Here is a 16,490-nt window from a genome sequence, read left to right as displayed (position 1 = left end):
CGGGAGAGAAAAAATGATGCCATCGGCGCGTTTTGCCGACCTTGAGAGCGCTTCGGTGCTGATTACCGGCGGCGGCTCCGGCATAGGCGCCGCATTGACCGAAGGGTTTGCCCGCCAGGGCGCGAAGGTCGCCTTCATCGACATCGCCGAGCGTCCGAGCACGGCATTGGCCGACCGCATCGAAAACGAGTTCGGCAGGCGGCCGCTCTATCTCAAGGCCGATCTGCGCGACATCGAGGCGCTGCGCGCCGCTGTCGCCAAGGCGGTACAAGCGCATGGCGACGTCACCGTGCTGGTCAACAATGCCGCCCTTGACGATCGCCACGCCGTGGAAGACGTCACGGTGGAATTCTGGGACAACAACCACGCGGTCAATCTGCGTCCGCATTTCTTCACCGCGCAGGCTGTGGTGCCGGGCATGAAGCGGGCCGGCGGCGGCTCGATCATCAACTTCACCTCGACATCGTTTCTGATGAATTTCCCCGACATGCCGGCCTATACCGCGGCCAAGGCCGGCATTGTCGGCCTGACCAAGGGCCTTGCCGGCAAGCTCGGCGCCGACCGCATCCGCGTCAACGCCGTTGCGCCGGGCTGGGTGATCACCGAGCGGCAGAGAGAACTCTGGGTCACCGAAGAGGGGCTCGCCGCCCATGTCGCCAAACAATGCATCAAGGACGTCATGCAGCCCGACGACATCGTCGGCACGGTGCTGTTCCTGGCCTCGGATGCCTCGCGCATGCTTACGGCGCAAATGCTGATCGTCGACGGGGGTTATCTGTGAGTCCAGGGATTGCGGGCAACGCGCCGGCGGTCGCGGCGATCGACTGGGGCACCACCCGTCTCAGGGCCTGGCTGCTCGACGGTGCCGGCACGGTGCTTGCCGAACGCCGCGGCGACGACGGGCTGATCACCGCGCGCGAAAAGGGCTTTTCGGCCGTACTCGAAGACCACCTCGCCGCCATGGGCGCCTCGGCGACGCTGCCGGTGATCATCTGCGGCATGGCCGGCTCGCGCCAGGGCTGGCTGGAGGCGCCTTACGTCACCGTGCCGGCCCCGATCGGCGCCATCCTGGCGGGAGCGGTCCGCATAGAGGGCCAGCGCCGCGACATCCGCATCGTGCCGGGCCTCGCCCAGCGAGAGATCGATGCGCCAGATGTGATGCGTGGTGAGGAAACGCAGCTTGCCGGCGCCGATTTGCCGGCAAAGGGCCGTCATCTCGTATGCATGCCGGGCACTCATTCGAAATGGGTCGCCGTCAAGGACGGCGCGGTCGCCGGCTTCGGCACCTGGCCGACCGGCGAGCTCTATTCGGTGCTGGCGGCGCATTCGATCCTGCGCCATTCGATGGGCGAGCAGCCCAGCCCGGTCACATCGGACAATCCGTACTTCCGGCGCTGGTGCGAGCGCGCGCTTGCCGAGGATGGCGATGTCACCTCGAGACTGTTCGCCATCCGCGCCGCCGGTCTGCTGCAGGACCTGAAGGCCGAAGATGCCGCCGCTTGCCTGTCCGGCCTGCTGATCGGCGGCGAGATCGCCTCGGCCAGCCGCCGCTATGGGAAAAGTGCCGCGCCAATCGTACTGATCGCGTCCGGCGCGCTCGGCACGCTCTATGCCGAAGCGCTCGGCCTCGCCGGGCTTGAAATCAGGACGGTCGACGCCGACGAGGCGGTGCGCGCCGGCCTGGTCGAGGCGGCGCGCGAGAATGGCATGATCGCCGGAACTGGAGTTGCCGCATGACCGAGACCGCACCCTTTCCGAAGCTCGGGCGCGGCCTCGTCGCCATCCTGCGCGGCCTCAGGCCGGACGAGGCGGTGGCCGTCGGCAAGGCAGTCTTCGAGGCCGGCATCGAAGCCATCGAAGTGCCGCTCAATTCGCCGGACCCGTTTGTCTCCATCGCCGGCATCGTCCAAGCGCTGCCCAACACGGCGCTGGTCGGCGCCGGCACGGTGCTGAGCCCAGCCGATGTCGATGGCCTGCACAAGGCTGGCGGGCGGCTGCTGGTCAGCCCCAACATCGACGCCGAGGTGCTTGCGCGCGCCATGACCTACGGCATGGTGACGATGCCCGGCGTGTTCACCCCCACCGAGGCGTTCCAGGCCATCCGGCTCGGCGCTTCGGCGCTGAAATTCTTCCCGGCCAGCGTGCTTGGCGCCGCCGGCATCGCGGCGATGCGCGCGGTTTTGCCCGCCAGGACGCTGGTCGGCGCGGTCGGCGGTGTCTCGGACAAGGATTTTGCCGGCTATAAGGCGGCCGGCGTCAGCGTCTTTGGCCTGGGGTCCAGCCTGTTCAAGCCCGGCATGAGCGTCGATGAGGTGGCGACACGCGCGCGGGCCGCCGTCGCGGCCTGGGACGCGGCGTTTGGAGCGGCACAATGAACGAGACCATCGTTTCGGTTTTTTCCGATCATGTCTGCCAGCTTGGCGAGGGGCCGAGCTATGACCCCGCCACCGATACGCTCTACTGGTTCGACATCGTCAACGGCCAGCTTCTGGAAAAAAGCCTGTCCGGCGGCGCGACCACCGCCCACGACCTTGGCCAGATGGCCAGCGCCATCGCCATCATCGACGGGCAGCGCCAGCTGATCGCCACCGAGACCGGTCTCTTTGTCCGCGATGTCGCGACCGGCAAGCTGACGCTGCACACGCCGATCGAGGCCGACAATGCGGTCACCCGCTCGAACGATTCGCGCGTCCATCCCTGCGGCGCCTTCTGGGTCGGCACGATGGGCAAGGGCGAGGAGAAGGGCGCCGGCTCGATCTACTGGTTTTTCAAGGGGGAACTGCGGCGGCTCTATTCCGATATCACCGTGTCGAACTCGATCTGTTTTTCGCAGGATGGAACGGTCGCCCACTACACCGACACCAGCACCGGCCTTTTGATGCGCGTCGGCTGCGATCCGGCAACCGGCCTGCCGGTCGGCGAGCCGAAAGTGTTCGTCGATCACCGCTCGGCCAAGGGCTATATCGACGGCTCGGTGTTCGACCGCGACGGCATCTTGTGGAACGCCTGCTGGGGCGGCAGCGTCATCGAGGGCTACGGACCCGACGGCAAGCTTGTCCGCACGGTCGCCATGCCGGTGACCCAGCCATCCTGTCCCGCCTTTGTCGGCAGGAATGCCGACCGGCTGGCGGTCACCTCCGCCTGGTCGGGCAAGAGTGAGAAACAGCGTCTTCTCGACCTGCAGGGCGGCATGACATTTCTGCTCGACATTCCAGTCAATGGCCGCTTCGAGCCGCGCGTGCTGATTGCATGAGTATGTTTGCGCTGTCGTGCGGGCGTCCGGCCTGTGTCGGCTCAGCGAAAGCCTGATATATTGGCCATGCGATGCTAGGCGATCGCGCCGCCAGGAATCGCTCACCCCATGTCAAGCCGCAAGCCGAAGCTGATCCTCGTCCATGAGCCCGAAAAGGTCTGCATCGAGCGGCTGGTCGCCGATGGCCATTTGCCGGAGCGCGCCGCCGAGATTGGCTCCTATCTGGCACAATCGACCGACATCGCGCCCGAATTCGACGCGCTGGCGGCGGCCTGTCTGAAGCGCGGCCTGTCCTTTGCGCCGGTGGCGCTCGACGATGCCGTGAGCGCGCTCGCCGGCGAGGACCCCAGGGCCACGCTTGTCTGGACGCTGACCGACGGCATCGCCTATTTCCGCGGCGGCGCAGCACCGGCTCTGGCGCGGCTGAACGGCCTGAAGATTATCGGCGCCGACGATGCGCTGTTTGCGCTCTGCCAGGACAAGTTCCGCGCCGGCGCCGTGCTCGGCGCGCTCGGTCTGCCGGTGCCACAAGCCGGGCTTGCCCGCGACGGCCGCTGGCTGGTCGAGCCGCCGGCCTCGGACGCCGGCTGGTTCGTCAAGCCGAACCGGCTCGGCGCCAAGATCGGCATCTGGCCGGATTCACGCAGCAGCGATCTAGGCCACGCGCTGGAGCTTAGCCGGCGCGTCTTTGCCGCCTATCGCGACGATGTCGTCGTGCAGCCCTATGTCGCCGGGCGCAATGCGCGCGCAAGTTTTCTCGGCGTGAAGCTTGATACCGGCGTCGAGGCGCTCGGCATCGCCTTTGTCGATTCGGGCGGCGATTTCCAGACCATGGCGGACAGCCTTGCGCTCTACGGCGAAACCGGCGAAGCCGCCAAGGCGGCGGGAGAGTATACGGAGCCGGTGCTTGAGTCGGTTGCCGCCACCCAGCCGGGCGCCGCCGCAACAATCCGCCGCATCGCCGAGCGGCTGGTGACCGGGCTCGGCCTGCGTGATGTGTTTTCCATCGATTTCAGGGTCGAGGCGGACGACCATGTTCACCTCATCGAGTTCGAAGTCTGCCCCGGCCTGCCCTGCTTCGATTTTCGCGACTATTGCCACAAGCAATGGGGCCTGAGCCTGGCGGATGCTATGGCCGAGACAGCGGCAAGCCGACTGACCGCTTAAACGGGCCGGATTCCGGGCCGACTGGCGGCATTCGTCCCCGGGGTTGTTCCCGGCCGACTCTACCCGTGCGGCATTCGCTCGAATGACTGCAACAAGGGATCCATCGTGTCCCAGCCATGGCCGCGGATGCTGTAGGTGAGCGCTTGCGGCTGGAACTGGCCCGGATCGTCGAGGCTGGTCGCGTGGATCGCTATCAGGTCCGGCATGGCGGCGAATGTCAGGTAAACCGGCGTTCCACAGGTCGGGCAGAAGGCGTGGACCTTTTCGTTGCCGCTGTCGCCCTTTATCCGCCAGGTTTTTGCTTCGCCCGTAATTGTCGCGGCGGCGCGCTGGGCGAAGGTCACATAGGATCCGTGCCCGGTGCCACTGCGCTTCTGGCAATCGAGGCATTGGCAGTGGTTCTGGAAGATCGGCTCGCCGCTTGTTTCATAACGGATCGCGCCGCATGCGCATCCGCCGGTATAACGCTTGGTCACTGTCATACTCCCGCTCTATCTCTTTGTTTTTGCGCAATTCCCCAGGGAAAGCGCGTCACACTTTTCCTGGAATTGCTCTAGGATCGGGCCGATTTCGGCTTGGCGAAAAGATCGATGCCGCTGCCGGTTTCGAGGAAGGATTTCATGCTCGACAGCACCGCCGGCCAGCCCTGGCTGATGCCTTTCGCCATGCCGCTGCCGGCTTCGAGTTCGTCATGGGTAACGGTCAGCCGCACCATGGTGTCGTATTCCTCGATGCCGAACGTCACCCGGCTGTATTTCGACGGGTCGTCGGCCTGCGAGGCGTTCGCCCAGGTCATCACGAGACGGGTCGGCGGCGAGATTTCGACGACCTTGCCGACGAGTTCGACGGTGCGCTCGTCATTGGCGCGGATATGTTCCCATTTCGATCCCGCCTTCCAGTCGGAGACGTTCTCGTGGCCCCAGTAGCGCCGTGCGATATCGGGCCTGGTTATGGCCTCGAACACCTTTTGCGGCGTCGAGCGGATATAGGTCACGTAGACAAAACTGGTCGTCGCTCTGGTCATTGGTCGTCTCCTTCGAGTTCTTGCTTCAGGTCGTGCAGCAGGCTGAGCCGCTGCCGTTCGAATTTTCGCACCCAGCGCTCGTAGATGTCGTGCAGCGGCACCGGATTGATGAAGTGCAGCTTTTCGCGGCCGCGCTTGACCGTGTTCACCAGATTGGCCGCCTCCAGCAGGTCGATGTGCTGGGTGGCGGATTGCCTTGCCATGTCCAGGTTCTCGCAAAGCTGGCCGAGCGTCTGCCCGTTCTTCTCACACAGAAGGTCAAGCAGCCTTCTGCGTGTCGGGTCGCCCAGCGCCTTGAAAACCTTGTCGGCGTCCATCGGCCTCACTCTGTTATGAGGCTAATATGCAGGTAAATACCTGCATGTCAATGTCGATCTTTCCGCCTCGCAATTGTTCGACGAGGCTATTCGGACTTGGAGGTCGATTGCTGGATGCGCCGGCCATGTATCGGTTGTTGTCAAACGGCTCCGGCCGGTTGTCGGCCAGGCTCCATAGCCGCCGGCGACCCAGCACCTTTGGGTGTCTCGACAAATGGCTTGCGTTCCAACACGCCACTTAATAGTGTGTTAAGTGAGGGAGCAACGCGGTGAAAGTCGACCCTGCGACATATCCGGAGGTGGCCGCGCTGGCGACGGAAGCGCGCAAGGCGAAGCATGTCGGTGGACGGATCAAGGCCATACGCACGGCCCGACGCATTTCGCTTCGCCAGTTGGCCGACATGGTCGGCACGACGGCGAGCTTTATCAGCCAGTTCGAGCGCAATCTGAGCGGAGCCAGCGCCAGCACGCTGATGCGGATCGCGGCTGCCCTGGACCTTGGCATCAATGATTTGTTCGAGCAGACCGAAGGCGCCTTCCACAAGGTGCTCACCAGAGCCGACCGCCCCCTGCTGCCGGTCAGCCAGGGTTGCCGAAAGACGCTGCTGTCGCGGCGGCCGATCCATGAATTCGAGGTTTATTCGGGAGATTTCGACGTTGGCGGCTCGACCGGCGACGACGCTTACACGCATGGCGGCAAGCACGAGATGTTTGTCGTCCTGAAGGGAACAGTCGAACTGACATTGGCCGACGAGCGCTTCGTCATGAACGAGGGCGACAGCATCGAGTACGCAACTTCGACGCCGCATCGCACGGTGAACATCGGCGAGACACCGGCACAGGTGCTCTGGATCATTGCGCCGCCAACCAGCGGCGCGGCGGAGCTCAATCAGTATATGCCCGGACAAGGCTCGCAGCCGGGCGGACTGAAGTAACGCGGGTGCACGTAAATGGGAGATGCAACATGAAGACCAGGATTGGACAGGGGATAGCATTCGGGTTGCTGATGATGACCACCGCAGCGCTCGCACAGAGCAAGCCCGTGGCGGGCGAGGTGGCCGAGGGTTCGCTGAAGGACAAGACGCTCACCTTCGTCTCGTATGGAGGCATATATCAGGATGGTCAGATTGCCGCGCTAAAGGAATTCGTCGACAAGTCCGGTGTAAAGCTGCTCAGCGACGGGCCAACCGAAATCTCGAAACTGCAGGCGCAGGTCGAGTCCGGCAACGTGACCTGGGACGTCGTCGATACCGGTGATTTCCCGCCCTACGTCTATTGCGGCAAGCTGTTTCAGAAACTGGACTTCTCGAAGATCGACACCTCGAACATTCCAGAAGGCCAGATCAGCGAATGCAGCGTGCCGGCCATGAACTATGGCGTGGTGCTGATGTACAACACCGAAAAGTACAAGGATAATCCGCCCAAGAGCTGGAAGGATTTCTTCGACGTCGAGAAGTTCCCGGGCTCGCGCGCTCTGGAAGGCAGCGGCGATCTGTCCGGCGGTATGGTCGAGCAGGCGCTGCTCGCGGCCGGCGGTTCGGTGGAAAACATGACCGTGGCCGACATCGACAAGGCTGTCGAGAAGGTGAAGTCGCTCGGTCCGGATACGATCTTCTGGAAGACCGGCGCCGATTCCCAGCAACTCGCCGAATCCGGCGAAGCCGACATGATCGCGATGTGGACCGGACGTGCCATGACCGCGGTGAAGAATGGCGCCAAGTACACGCCGGTGTGGCAGGACTGGCTGGTCGTGATGGACCAGATGACCATTCCGATGGGCGTCAAGGACGCCGACGCGGCCTATGCGCTGATCAACGCCTATGTCGGCAAGAGTGCGCAGGAGACGCTTGCCAAAACCACCTCGTATACGCCGATCCACAAAGACGCGAAGCCGCAAGTGGACGAGATTACGGCATCGTTCATGACCAACACGCCGGACAAGCTCAAGCTTGGCTATCATCAGAACATCAAGTTCTGGGTGGAAAACTTCGAGGTGGCGAACGAAAAGTGGAACGCGCTGATGGCGGGCAACTAGGTCCGCCACCGTGGCAGCGAGCGCAACCGGCAGCCGGGACACGGGTCCGGCTGCCGCGGCGGACGATCGGTGGCGCTGGTTTCGGGGACAGGCATTCTGGCTCGTCGCACCGGCGCTGCTGCTGCTCGTCGTCTGCCTGGGCCTGCCGCTCGCCATCGTGACCCTGCGCAGCTTTTCCGAGCCGCAATGGGGATGGCAGAACTATGTCTGGTTCTTCGGAACGCCGGTCAACCTGACGGTACTTCAGCGGACCTTCGCGATCTCCGCCTGGGTGACGCTGGTGTGTCTCATTGCCGGCTACCCCTATGCCTATGTGATGACCGTGGTCGGACCCAAGATGCGGCTCGTCCTCATCCTGTGCGTGCTGGTGCCGTTCTGGGTAAGCGGAGTGGTGCGCACCCTGGCATGGGTTATCCTGTTGCAGGACTCCGGCGTGATCAACTCCGTCATCCGGAGCGTCGGCCTCGGCCCGGTCAAGCTGATCCGCACGCAGACGGGCGTCGTGATCGGCATGGCGCAGGTGCTGTTGCCGTTCATGATCCTGCCGCTCTATTCGGTGATGAAGGCGATCGACCTGCGGCTCTTGCAGGCGGCACGAAGCTTGGGCGCGAGTCCTGCGCGCGCCTTTGCCCAGGTCTATCTGCCGCTCTCGCTTCCGGGCGTCTACGCCGGCGCCATCATCGTGTTCATTCTGGCACTCGGCTTCTACATCACGCCCGCACTGCTCGGCGGTCCGCGCTCGACCATGCTCTCGACCCTGATCCAGAACCAGGTACTCAGCCTGCTCAACTGGGGCCGCGGCGGCGCCATGGGTGTGGTGCTGTTGATCGCGACCTTCGTCCTGCTGGCGCTCGCGGCGCCGCTGTCGCGCCAGCCGCACAAGACGGGATCGAGGCGCTGATGAAACTGCCCGGTCGAATCCTGCTTGGTCTGTTCTGCCTGCTCGTCGCCGTCTGGCTGATCGCACCGACAATCGTCGTCGTGCCGATGTCGTTCAACGACAAGAAGTCGCTGGCCTTTCCGCCGTCCGGCTTCTCCTGGCAGTGGTACCAGAACTTCTTCACCAACCCCGAATGGTCGGCGAGCCTGGTCAGTTCGCTCAAGGTTGCCGTCGTCACGGCAGTGTTCGCCACAATCATCGGCACGCTGGCGGCGTTCGGCCTCGATCGCATGAAAAGCCGCGTCAGCGGCGTGCTGCGCGCACTGCTGATCACGCCAATGGTCGTGCCAGGGGTGGTGCTCGCCGTCGGCATCTATGCCGTCTATCTCGACACGCAGCTGGTCGGCACCATGACCGGTTTCGTGATGGCCCACACCATGCTCGCCGTTCCTTTCGTCATCATCGCCGTCTCCGCCAGCCTGGAAGTCTTCGACAAACGGCTGGAGACTGCCGCGGCCAGTCTCGGCGCCACCCAGCTGACGGCGTTCAGGACCGTGACGTTGCCGCTGATCGCGCCGGGCATCCTGTCGGGTCTGCTGTTTGCCTTCGTGACCTCATTCGACGAGATCATCGTCGCGCTGTTCATCACCAGCCCTTACCTGAAGACGCTGCCGGTCCAGATATTCTCCAGCATTACCCGGGACGCCGACCCCACCGTTGCGGCCGTGGGCACGCTGCTCTTCATCGCGACGTCGCTGGTGATCGGGGCGGGACTTCTCATCGGTTCGCGGCAGGGAAAACGCTGACATGGCCTCACCATCAACCCGCGGCGCAGCCATCGATCTCAAATCGGTCAGCAAACACTATGGCAGCTTCATCGCCCTCGATGAGGTCTCGCTGCGCATCGAGCCGGGGGAATTCATGACGCTGCTTGGGCCTAGCGGTTCGGGCAAGACGACCACGCTGAACATCATCGCCGGCTTCACCGAGGTGAGTTCAGGTTCGCTTGATGTCGGCGGCAAGAGCGTCATCGGCGTACCGGCGCACAAACGCAATACCGGCGTGGTCTTCCAGCACTACGCGCTGTTTCCGCATATGACGGTCAGCAGGAACGTCGCCTATCCGCTGAGCCTGCGCGGCATCGCCAATCCCGATCGTGAAGCCCGGGTGCGCAAGGCTCTGGACATGGTGAAGATGACGGATTTCGGCCACCGCTTCCCCAGCGAACTCTCCGGCGGGCAGCAGCAGCGCGTCGCGCTGGCCCGCGCCATCGTATTCGACCCGCCATTGCTACTGATGGACGAGCCGCTCGGGGCGCTCGACAAGAAGCTGCGTGAATGGCTGCAGCTCGAGATCAAGCGAATCCACCGGGAACTGGGCACCACCTTCGTTTACGTCACGCATGACCAGGAGGAGGCCCTGGTCCTCTCGGACCGCATCGCCGTGTTCAACCAGGGACGCATCGAGCAGATCGGCAGCGGCCGCCAACTCTACGACGAGCCCGAGACCTTGTTCGTCGGAAAGTTCGTAGGCGACTCGACCATACTGCGTGGCGCACCCTCCACCTCGGGCGACGAGACCGCCATCGACATAGCCGGACGGAAAGTGACCACCGCCAAACGCCTTCCCGGCGGCGCCAAACCCGCGATGCTGCTGCGGCCGGAGAAGCTGAGCCTCGCCAGGCGGGGGATGGGCGGAAGGGATAAAAACACTCTGCCCGGGCGCATTGGCGAGGCCATCTATCTCGGATCGGGCTCCAAATACGAGGTCGTTCTGGCTGACATGTCCAAGGCGATCGTGCGCTCGACGCTGGATGCCGAGACCTTCGCCATCGGCGACGAAGTCGACCTCATATTTGCCGGCAGCGACGTGAAGCTGCTGGCGGACGACGACAAGGCCGACCTGAATCTGACCTGAATCTGGGAAAATCGCGGCAATGGATGTGAAGAAGAACGGCGACGTTTCATTCTGGTATGCCGACATCGGCGGCGTACCCGGCTATCGGCCGCCGTTGCAGGGCGATATCGTGGCGGACGTTTGTATCGTCGGGGCCGGCTACACTGGCCTTTGGACCGCCTACTATTTGAAGCGGGCGGCGCCGCACCTCAACATCGTCATCGTCGAGAAGGAGTTCGCCGGCTTCGGCGCTTCGGGGCGCAATGGCGGCTGGCTGTCCGGCGGGTTCTCATGGTCGCGCGAAAAATATGAGAAGGCGTCGTCCCGCGCCGGGGTCATCGCCATGCAGGCGGCAATGATGGGCACGGTCAACGAGGTCATATCGGTGGCGGAGACCGAAGGCATCGACGCCGACATTCGCCGTACCGACGAATTGCTGGTCGCAACCAACGAGGCGCAGGAGCAGCGCGCGAAGGCGATGTATGCCCATGCCAGGTCATGGGAGCTGAGCGACGAACGCGTGGGGTATATCGATGCGGCGGAGATGCGCCGGCGCATAGCGGTACACAACGCGCGCGGCGCCTTCGTCATCAAGAAAGTTGCGCGGATTCAGCCCGCGAAGCTGGTGCAGGGGCTCGCCAGGGCCGTGGAGCGCCTCGGTGTCCCGATCTACGAACAGACGACCGTGCTGTCGATCGAGAAGGGCAAGGTCGCAACCAATCGAGGCGTGGTGCGCGCCGAAAAAATCATACGTGCAACCGAAGGCTTTACCGCGGGTATCGCTGGTCACGAAAGGCTTTGGCTGGCGCTCAACAGCGCCATCGTGGTGACCGAGCCGTTGTCCGAAAAGCTGTGGAGCGAAATCGGCTGGGATGGCTATGAGGTTCTTGGCGACGCCGCGCACGCATACTGCTACGCGCAGCGCACCCGGGAAGGGCGCATTGCCATGGGTGGACGCGGGGTGCCTTATCGATTTGGCTCGAAGACCGATGTTCGAGGCGTCACTCAGCAGGCGACGATCGACAAGCTGCACAAGATCCTGACGACGCTTCTGCCGCAGACCAGGGGGCTCAAGCTCGACCATGCGTGGTGTGGAACGCTGGGCGTGCCGCGGGACTGGTGCACGACAGTAGGCTTTGACAAGCAGACCGGAATAGGGTGGGCAGGCGGCTATGTAGGCCTCGGCGTTTCCACCTCGAATCTCTCGGGACGCACACTGAGGGATCTGCTGCTGGGCAACGACACCGACCTGACGCGGCTGCCCTGGGTCAATCGAACGGTGCGTAAATGGGAGCCGGAGCCGCTGCGCTGGCTGGGCGTCCATTCCATGTATCAGCTCTATCGAATTGCCGACGAGCGGGAAGCAAAGGGGCTGCCGCGCACATCGCGGCTGGCGGCCCTGGCCGATCGCATCACCGGGCATTGAACCGCACCATCTGAGGACTTAGGAATGATCGACTTCAAGACCTTCGCGCACCTTGCGCATATCGACCTCGGTGAGCCCGTGCTGAAACCCACCTCGGTGGCGGGCGATCAGCTCGAAGCGGCCAACACCCTCTGGACTTCGGATGACGGCAAGATCGAGGTCGGTGTCTGGGAATGTTCGCAGGGCCGGTTCACCGCACGCCGGGAGACGAATTCCGAGATTTGCCACATCGTCACCGGTCGTGTGACGCTGCACGGTCCTGACGGCGCGGTTAGGGATGTCGGACCCGGCGAGTTGCTTGTCCTGCCGCTTGGCTGGGAGGGCGAATGGACCATTCACGAGAAAACGCGGAAGCTCTACATCCTGCATTCGGTCTGAGCGTCGCGGCGGTTGTGGTCGCCCCATCCCGATTTCATCGGGATGGCACAGGCTCTATCTCTTTGTTTTTGCGCAATTCCCAAGGGAAAGCGCTACGCGCTTTTCCCAGGAAAACCGTTTCACACTTTTCCTGGAATTGCTCTAAATTCCCTCGACCAGCACGATCTCGCCGTCGGCCACCTTCTGGCGGATGGCAACGGCACGCTGATATTCCGGCGAGTGGTAGCAGTCATGCGCGTCGGCGAGCGATGGAAACTCGATGATCACGTTGCGGGCGCGGCCGGGCCCCTCGGCCTTCTCATGCTCGCCGCCGCGCGCCAGGAATTTGGCGCCGAAACGCTCGAAAGCCGGTTTGGCGGCGGCGACGTAGTCCTTGTAGCCTTCGGCGTCGCGCACATCGACGCGGGCGATCCAGTATCCCTTGGGCATTCTTCTTCTCCGAACGTCCTGTTGCACTCAAGCGGAGCGCATTTCCTCAAGGATGGCTTCCGCGACCGCCCGCCGGTCGGCCGCGCCGACGATCGGCCTGCCGACGACGAGATGGCTGGAGCCGTTGCGGATCGCTTGGCGCGGCGTCACCACGCGCTTCTGGTCGCCATGGTCGCTGCCCTTGGGCCGTATTCCCGGCGTCACCACGGCCATGTTGGGTCCGACGATCCGGCGCACCGCTTCCGCTTCCTCGGCCGAGCAGACAATGCCGCCCATGCCGGCATGGAGCGCCTGTTCGGAGCGCCTCAGCACCAGCGTGTGCGGGTCGTATTCATAGCCGGCGTCGATCACGTCCTGCTCGTCCATCGAGGTCAGCACGGTGACGGCAAGCAGGCAGAGATCGCTGCCCCTGGCAGCCTCGACCGCCGCCCGCATCGTCTTGGGATAGGCATGCAGCGTCAGCATGGTCATGCCCATCTTGGCGATGTTCTCGACGCCCCTGGCAACCGTATGGTCGATGTCGAGCAGCTTCATGTCGAGGAAGATCTTGGTGCCGCCGCTGGCGAGTTCGCGGGCAAAATCCAGCCCGCCGGCGAAGGCGAGCTGATAGCCGATCTTGTAGAAGGAGACCACGCCGTCGAGCTCGCGCACCGCCTTCTCGGCTTCCTTCAGCGTCGGCACATCAAGGCCGACGATCAGCCTGTCCTGCATGGTATCGGCCTGTTCCAGGATCATGCCTCGATCCGGGTGGACAGCAAACGCGAGGTTTCGATCAGCGTGCGGCATAGGTGCTCCATCGATTTGCGCAGTCTTTCGTCCCTGAAATTCCCGGCCTCGTCGAAGGCGTTGCCGCCCTCAGGTACCGAGCATTCCGGCGTCACCACCTCCATCTGGCAACGCACCAACACGGCGCGCAGGTGGTTGATGCAGCGTATCCCGGCGAAGTTCCCTTTGGAAGACGAGCAGAGGCCGGCGACCTTGCCGACAAGCGGCCTGAATGACCGGTTGCCATCCTTGCGCACCCGGCTCACCCAGTCGATGCTGTTCTTGAGCAATGGCGGGATCGAGCCGTTATATTCGGGCGTCGCGATCAGCAGCCCGTCATGGGCAGCGATCAGCCGGCCGAGCGTCATGGCGTTTTCAGGGATGCCCTTTTCCTTTTCCAGGTCCTCGTCCAGGATCGGCAGCGGATAGTCGGCGAGCGAGATGCGGGTCACCTCGGCGCCCTGCATGGCAAGTTCCTTCTGCGCCACATCGGCGGTCTTCCCACTGAAAGCGCCTGATCGGACCGAGCCGGCGAAGACGAGAATTTTCGGGATCACTGCCATTGGCCAACCTTGTCTCCGGACAGGTACAGCCAAGAATCATTCAAATCAACGCACCGGAACCATAAAACGCTCGGGATTGGCCGAGCCCCTCGACTTTCGTCATCCCTGGGCGGAGCAGGAGCGCAGCTCCGTCGCGGAGACCCTGGGATCCATTCCGTGACCCTGGCCATGGAGCGCAGCGGAGCAGAATCTGCACCGTAGCGGCGCACAGAAGTCACGGCATGGATCCTCGGGTCTGCGCTGCGTCGCTACGCTCCTTGCTCCGCCCGTGGATGACGAAGTGATGGATGGTTACGCCAATCGAATGCGGTCAGCTCCAGGAGGAGCGAACGGCTCTGCGCCGAGAAACTAATGCGCCTCGCGCCGGTAGATCCACAGCTGCGTCGGCGGGATGTTGCGGATGATGAAATCGAAATGCTTGACCGTGTAGTCGCCGCGGCCGGGCGGGATCGGCGATAGCGGGCCATAGGTCAGTTGCACGACCGGGCGGCCCTCGGGGATGCGGTCGAGCAGGCTTTCAATATAGGCGATGCGCTGGGCGACAGGAAAATTGAGCAACGGCACGCCGGAGACGACGGAATCGAAGACCATGTCGCGTCTGTCGCCAAGCGTGGCGTCGAGATTGAAGGCGTCGCCCTCGATGACGTTGACGCCGGGATAGAGCCGGCGCAGATGGCGCACGAAATCGGTTGAATATTCAACCGCGTAAAGATTTTCAGGCCGCACACCATGGGCGAGGATGGCGCGGGTGATGACGCCGGTGCCAGGCCCGACTTCGAGCACCGGCAGGCCCGATTTCGGATTGACGATCGAGGCCATCTTGCGGGCGGTGATGGAACTGGTGGGCACGATCGAACCGACAGCCTTCGGCTTGTCGATCCAGCCCCTGAAGAATTTCAGTTCGTCGTCGAACTTTTCCGCCAGCGCTTTTCGCAATCCGGGACCACGTGCCATGCAAGTTCTCCTGAACGCTCCCCCGGGACGCTACTTAGCAGTTAAGCAGTCCAAGGCAAGGCGAATGCCCGCATAAGGTGTTGATGACGCTTGGGAAGCCTCGCGAGCAGGCCTATTCTACACCTTGCCGGCGGGAATTGCTTCAGCGTTCGCCGAAGGCCTCGAAAAAGTCCTTCATGCGGGCGAAAAAGCCGCTCGACTGGGGCGAATTGTCCTGCGAGGACAGCTGCTCGAACTCTTCCAGCAGCTCGCGCTGGCGGCGCGATAGATTCTGCGGCGTCTCGACCGCGGTCTGGATATAGAGATCGCCGACATTGGGCTGGCGCAGCACCGGCATGCCCTTGCCCTTGAGGCGGAACTGGCGGCCGTTCTGGGTGCCTTCCGGCACTTTCACCTTGGTCTGGGTGCCGTCCAGCGTCGCCACCTCGAAGGAGCCGCCAAGGGCTGCCGTCGTCATCGAGATCGGCACCTTGCAATAGAGATCGGCGCCGTCGCGCTGGAAGAATTCGTGCGGCCTGACCGCGAGGAAAATGTAGAGATCGCCGGACGGGCCGCCGCGCAGGCCGGCCTCGCCCTCATTGGCAAGCCGGATGCGGGTGCCGTCCTCGATGCCGGCCGGGATGTTGACCGACAGCGAGCGCTCCTCGGTGACGCGGCCCTGGCCGGCGCATTTCGGGCACGGTTCCTTGATGGTCTGGCCACGCCCCTGGCATTGCGGGCAGGTGCGCTCGATCGAGAAGAAGCCTTGCGTGGCCCGCACCTTGCCATGGCCGTTGCACATCGAGCAGGTGACCGGCTGGGTGCCAGGCTTGGCGCCGCTGCCGGAGCATTCCGTGCACGAAATCGAGGCTGGCACATGGATCTGCGCGGTCTTGCCGGCAAATGCCTCCTCCAGCGTGATTTCCATGTTGTAGCGCAAATCGGCGCCGCGTTCGCGCCCGCCGGACGAACGGCGCTGGCGCCCGCCCATCATGTCGCCGAAAATATCCTCGAAAATGTCGGCAAAGCCGCCGGCGCCAAAGCCCTGCGCCCCGCCATTCATGCCGCCTTGTTCGAAGGCGGCGTGGCCGAAACGGTCATAGGCCGCGCGCTTCTGCGGGTCCTTCAGCGTCTCGTAGGCCTCGTTGATTTCCTTGAACTTGTGCTCGCAGGAATGATCGCCGGGATTGCGGTCGGGATGGAACTGCATGGCGAGCTTGCGGAAAGCGCTCTTCAGCTCCTTGTCGTCGGCGCCTTTCTCGACACCCAGCGTTTCGTAGAAATCAGCTTTCATCTTTTCCCGCAGTCCGGATACTCAACGTCTTCAGGCTTCTTGCGTCGTTTGCCGGCACGTCGTTCCGATTTAGGTGCGATGGCGCCGGGATGCCAGTGTCGAGAAGGGGTTGCCCGCATTTTTTCGACAA

General features: G+C 63.5%; 20 protein-coding genes. 12 read left to right on the top strand and 8 right to left on the bottom strand.

The features are described 5' to 3' along the window. Positions 1 to 13 precede the first annotated feature (13 nt). From MESS4_RS02840 to MESS4_RS02820, 5 genes are all read left to right on the top strand, one after another. A complete protein-coding gene (locus MESS4_RS02840) occupies positions 14 to 781 on the top strand; it encodes an SDR family oxidoreductase (RefSeq protein ID WP_006326285.1) in 768 nt (255 codons plus the stop codon). Further along, a complete protein-coding gene (locus MESS4_RS02835; protein WP_006326283.1) occupies positions 778 to 1,737 on the top strand; it encodes a 2-dehydro-3-deoxygalactonokinase in 960 nt (319 codons plus the stop codon). The genes MESS4_RS02840 and MESS4_RS02835 overlap by 4 nt, the downstream gene beginning before the upstream one ends. After that, entirely contained in the window at positions 1,734 to 2,375 is a 642-nt protein-coding gene (locus MESS4_RS02830) for a 2-dehydro-3-deoxy-6-phosphogalactonate aldolase (protein ID WP_006326282.1), read from the top strand. Before MESS4_RS02835 ends, MESS4_RS02830 begins: the two co-directional genes overlap by 4 nt. Beyond that, on the top strand, positions 2,372 to 3,253 hold the full coding sequence (locus MESS4_RS02825; protein ID WP_006326281.1) for an SMP-30/gluconolactonase/LRE family protein: 882 nt from the start codon (positions 2,372 to 2,374) through the stop codon (positions 3,251 to 3,253). Before MESS4_RS02830 ends, MESS4_RS02825 begins: the two co-directional genes overlap by 4 nt. Positions 3,254 to 3,361: 108 nt before the next feature. Continuing rightward, positions 3,362 to 4,420: a D-alanine:D-lactate ligase-like protein gene (locus MESS4_RS02820; RefSeq protein ID WP_006326280.1), complete on the top strand. Its 1,059-nt coding sequence runs from the start codon at positions 3,362 to 3,364 to the stop codon at positions 4,418 to 4,420. Positions 4,421 to 4,479: 59 nt separating this feature from the next. On the opposite strand, the gene MESS4_RS02815 is transcribed toward MESS4_RS02820, so the two are convergent. The 3 genes from MESS4_RS02815 to MESS4_RS02805 all read right to left on the bottom strand — a co-directional run bounded on the left by MESS4_RS02815 (position 4,480) and on the right by MESS4_RS02805 (position 5,761). Beyond that, positions 4,480 to 4,896, bottom strand: coding sequence for a GFA family protein (locus tag MESS4_RS02815; RefSeq protein ID WP_006326279.1), 417 nt, complete (start codon positions 4,894 to 4,896; stop codon positions 4,480 to 4,482). Positions 4,897 to 4,973: 77 nt separating this feature from the next. Then, positions 4,974 to 5,444 (bottom strand): SRPBCC family protein, encoded by a 471-nt coding sequence (locus tag MESS4_RS02810; protein WP_006326277.1) that lies wholly within the window; start codon positions 5,442 to 5,444, stop codon positions 4,974 to 4,976. Then, positions 5,441 to 5,761 carry a helix-turn-helix domain-containing protein gene (locus tag MESS4_RS02805; RefSeq protein WP_006326276.1) on the bottom strand — a complete coding sequence of 107 codons (321 nt, stop codon included), beginning with the start codon at positions 5,759 to 5,761 and terminating at the stop codon, positions 5,441 to 5,443. The genes MESS4_RS02810 and MESS4_RS02805 overlap by 4 nt, the downstream gene beginning before the upstream one ends. Positions 5,762 to 6,030: 269 nt before the next feature. Between MESS4_RS02805 and MESS4_RS02800 the strand changes: the two genes are divergently transcribed. The 7 genes from MESS4_RS02800 to MESS4_RS02770 are packed head-to-tail and all read left to right on the top strand — an operon-like array spanning position 6,031 to position 12,376. Beyond that, positions 6,031 to 6,696, top strand: a complete 666-nt coding sequence (locus MESS4_RS02800; RefSeq protein ID WP_006326275.1) for an XRE family transcriptional regulator — start codon at positions 6,031 to 6,033, stop codon at positions 6,694 to 6,696. 29 nt (positions 6,697 to 6,725) lie between these two features. Further along, complete coding sequence (locus MESS4_RS02795) at positions 6,726 to 7,796, top strand: extracellular solute-binding protein (RefSeq protein WP_006326274.1); 1,071 nt, start codon at positions 6,726 to 6,728, stop codon at positions 7,794 to 7,796. 10 nt (positions 7,797 to 7,806) lie between these two features. Next, positions 7,807 to 8,697 (top strand): ABC transporter permease, encoded by an 891-nt coding sequence (locus MESS4_RS02790; RefSeq protein WP_006326273.1) that lies wholly within the window; start codon positions 7,807 to 7,809, stop codon positions 8,695 to 8,697. Next, positions 8,697 to 9,482: an ABC transporter permease gene (locus tag MESS4_RS02785; RefSeq protein WP_006326272.1), complete on the top strand. Its 786-nt coding sequence runs from the start codon at positions 8,697 to 8,699 to the stop codon at positions 9,480 to 9,482. The genes MESS4_RS02790 and MESS4_RS02785 overlap by 1 nt, the downstream gene beginning before the upstream one ends. A gap of 1 nt (position 9,483) precedes the next feature. Then, positions 9,484 to 10,593, top strand: a complete 1,110-nt coding sequence (locus MESS4_RS02780; protein WP_006326266.1) for an ABC transporter ATP-binding protein — start codon at positions 9,484 to 9,486, stop codon at positions 10,591 to 10,593. A 19-nt stretch (positions 10,594 to 10,612) separates the two neighbouring features. Further along, on the top strand, positions 10,613 to 11,998 hold the full coding sequence (locus tag MESS4_RS02775; RefSeq protein WP_006326265.1) for an FAD-binding oxidoreductase: 1,386 nt from the start codon (positions 10,613 to 10,615) through the stop codon (positions 11,996 to 11,998). Positions 11,999 to 12,022: 24 nt separating this feature from the next. After that, positions 12,023 to 12,376, top strand: a complete 354-nt coding sequence (locus MESS4_RS02770) for a cupin domain-containing protein (protein ID WP_006326264.1) — start codon at positions 12,023 to 12,025, stop codon at positions 12,374 to 12,376. 141 nt (positions 12,377 to 12,517) lie between these two features. Here the strand turns inward: MESS4_RS02770 and MESS4_RS02765 are convergent, their stop codons facing one another. The 5 genes from MESS4_RS02765 to dnaJ form a co-directional block, all read right to left on the bottom strand. Beyond that, positions 12,518 to 12,805 carry a DUF1330 domain-containing protein gene (locus MESS4_RS02765; RefSeq protein WP_006326263.1) on the bottom strand — a complete coding sequence of 96 codons (288 nt, stop codon included), beginning with the start codon at positions 12,803 to 12,805 and terminating at the stop codon, positions 12,518 to 12,520. 27 nt (positions 12,806 to 12,832) lie between these two features. Continuing rightward, a complete protein-coding gene (gene pyrF / locus MESS4_RS02760) occupies positions 12,833 to 13,540 on the bottom strand; it encodes an orotidine-5'-phosphate decarboxylase (protein WP_006326262.1) in 708 nt (235 codons plus the stop codon). Continuing rightward, positions 13,537 to 14,133: an NADPH-dependent FMN reductase gene (locus MESS4_RS02755; protein WP_006326261.1), complete on the bottom strand. Its 597-nt coding sequence runs from the start codon at positions 14,131 to 14,133 to the stop codon at positions 13,537 to 13,539. The genes pyrF and MESS4_RS02755 overlap by 4 nt, the downstream gene beginning before the upstream one ends. A 348-nt stretch (positions 14,134 to 14,481) precedes the next feature. Continuing rightward, positions 14,482 to 15,087, bottom strand: coding sequence for a phospholipid N-methyltransferase PmtA (gene pmtA, locus MESS4_RS02750; protein WP_006326256.1), 606 nt, complete (start codon positions 15,085 to 15,087; stop codon positions 14,482 to 14,484). A gap of 142 nt (positions 15,088 to 15,229) precedes the next feature. Further along, positions 15,230 to 16,360 (bottom strand): molecular chaperone DnaJ, encoded by a 1,131-nt coding sequence (dnaJ, locus tag MESS4_RS02745; RefSeq protein WP_006326255.1) that lies wholly within the window; start codon positions 16,358 to 16,360, stop codon positions 15,230 to 15,232. Between the last annotated feature and the right edge of the window lie 130 nt (positions 16,361 to 16,490).

The sequence above is a fragment of the Mesorhizobium sp. STM 4661 genome, from assembly GCF_000359125.1.
Lineage (GTDB): Bacteria > Pseudomonadota > Alphaproteobacteria > Rhizobiales > Rhizobiaceae > Mesorhizobium.
The sequence above is the reverse complement of the archived record's forward strand: the minus strand, read 5'-3'. Positions and strand labels throughout refer to the sequence as shown.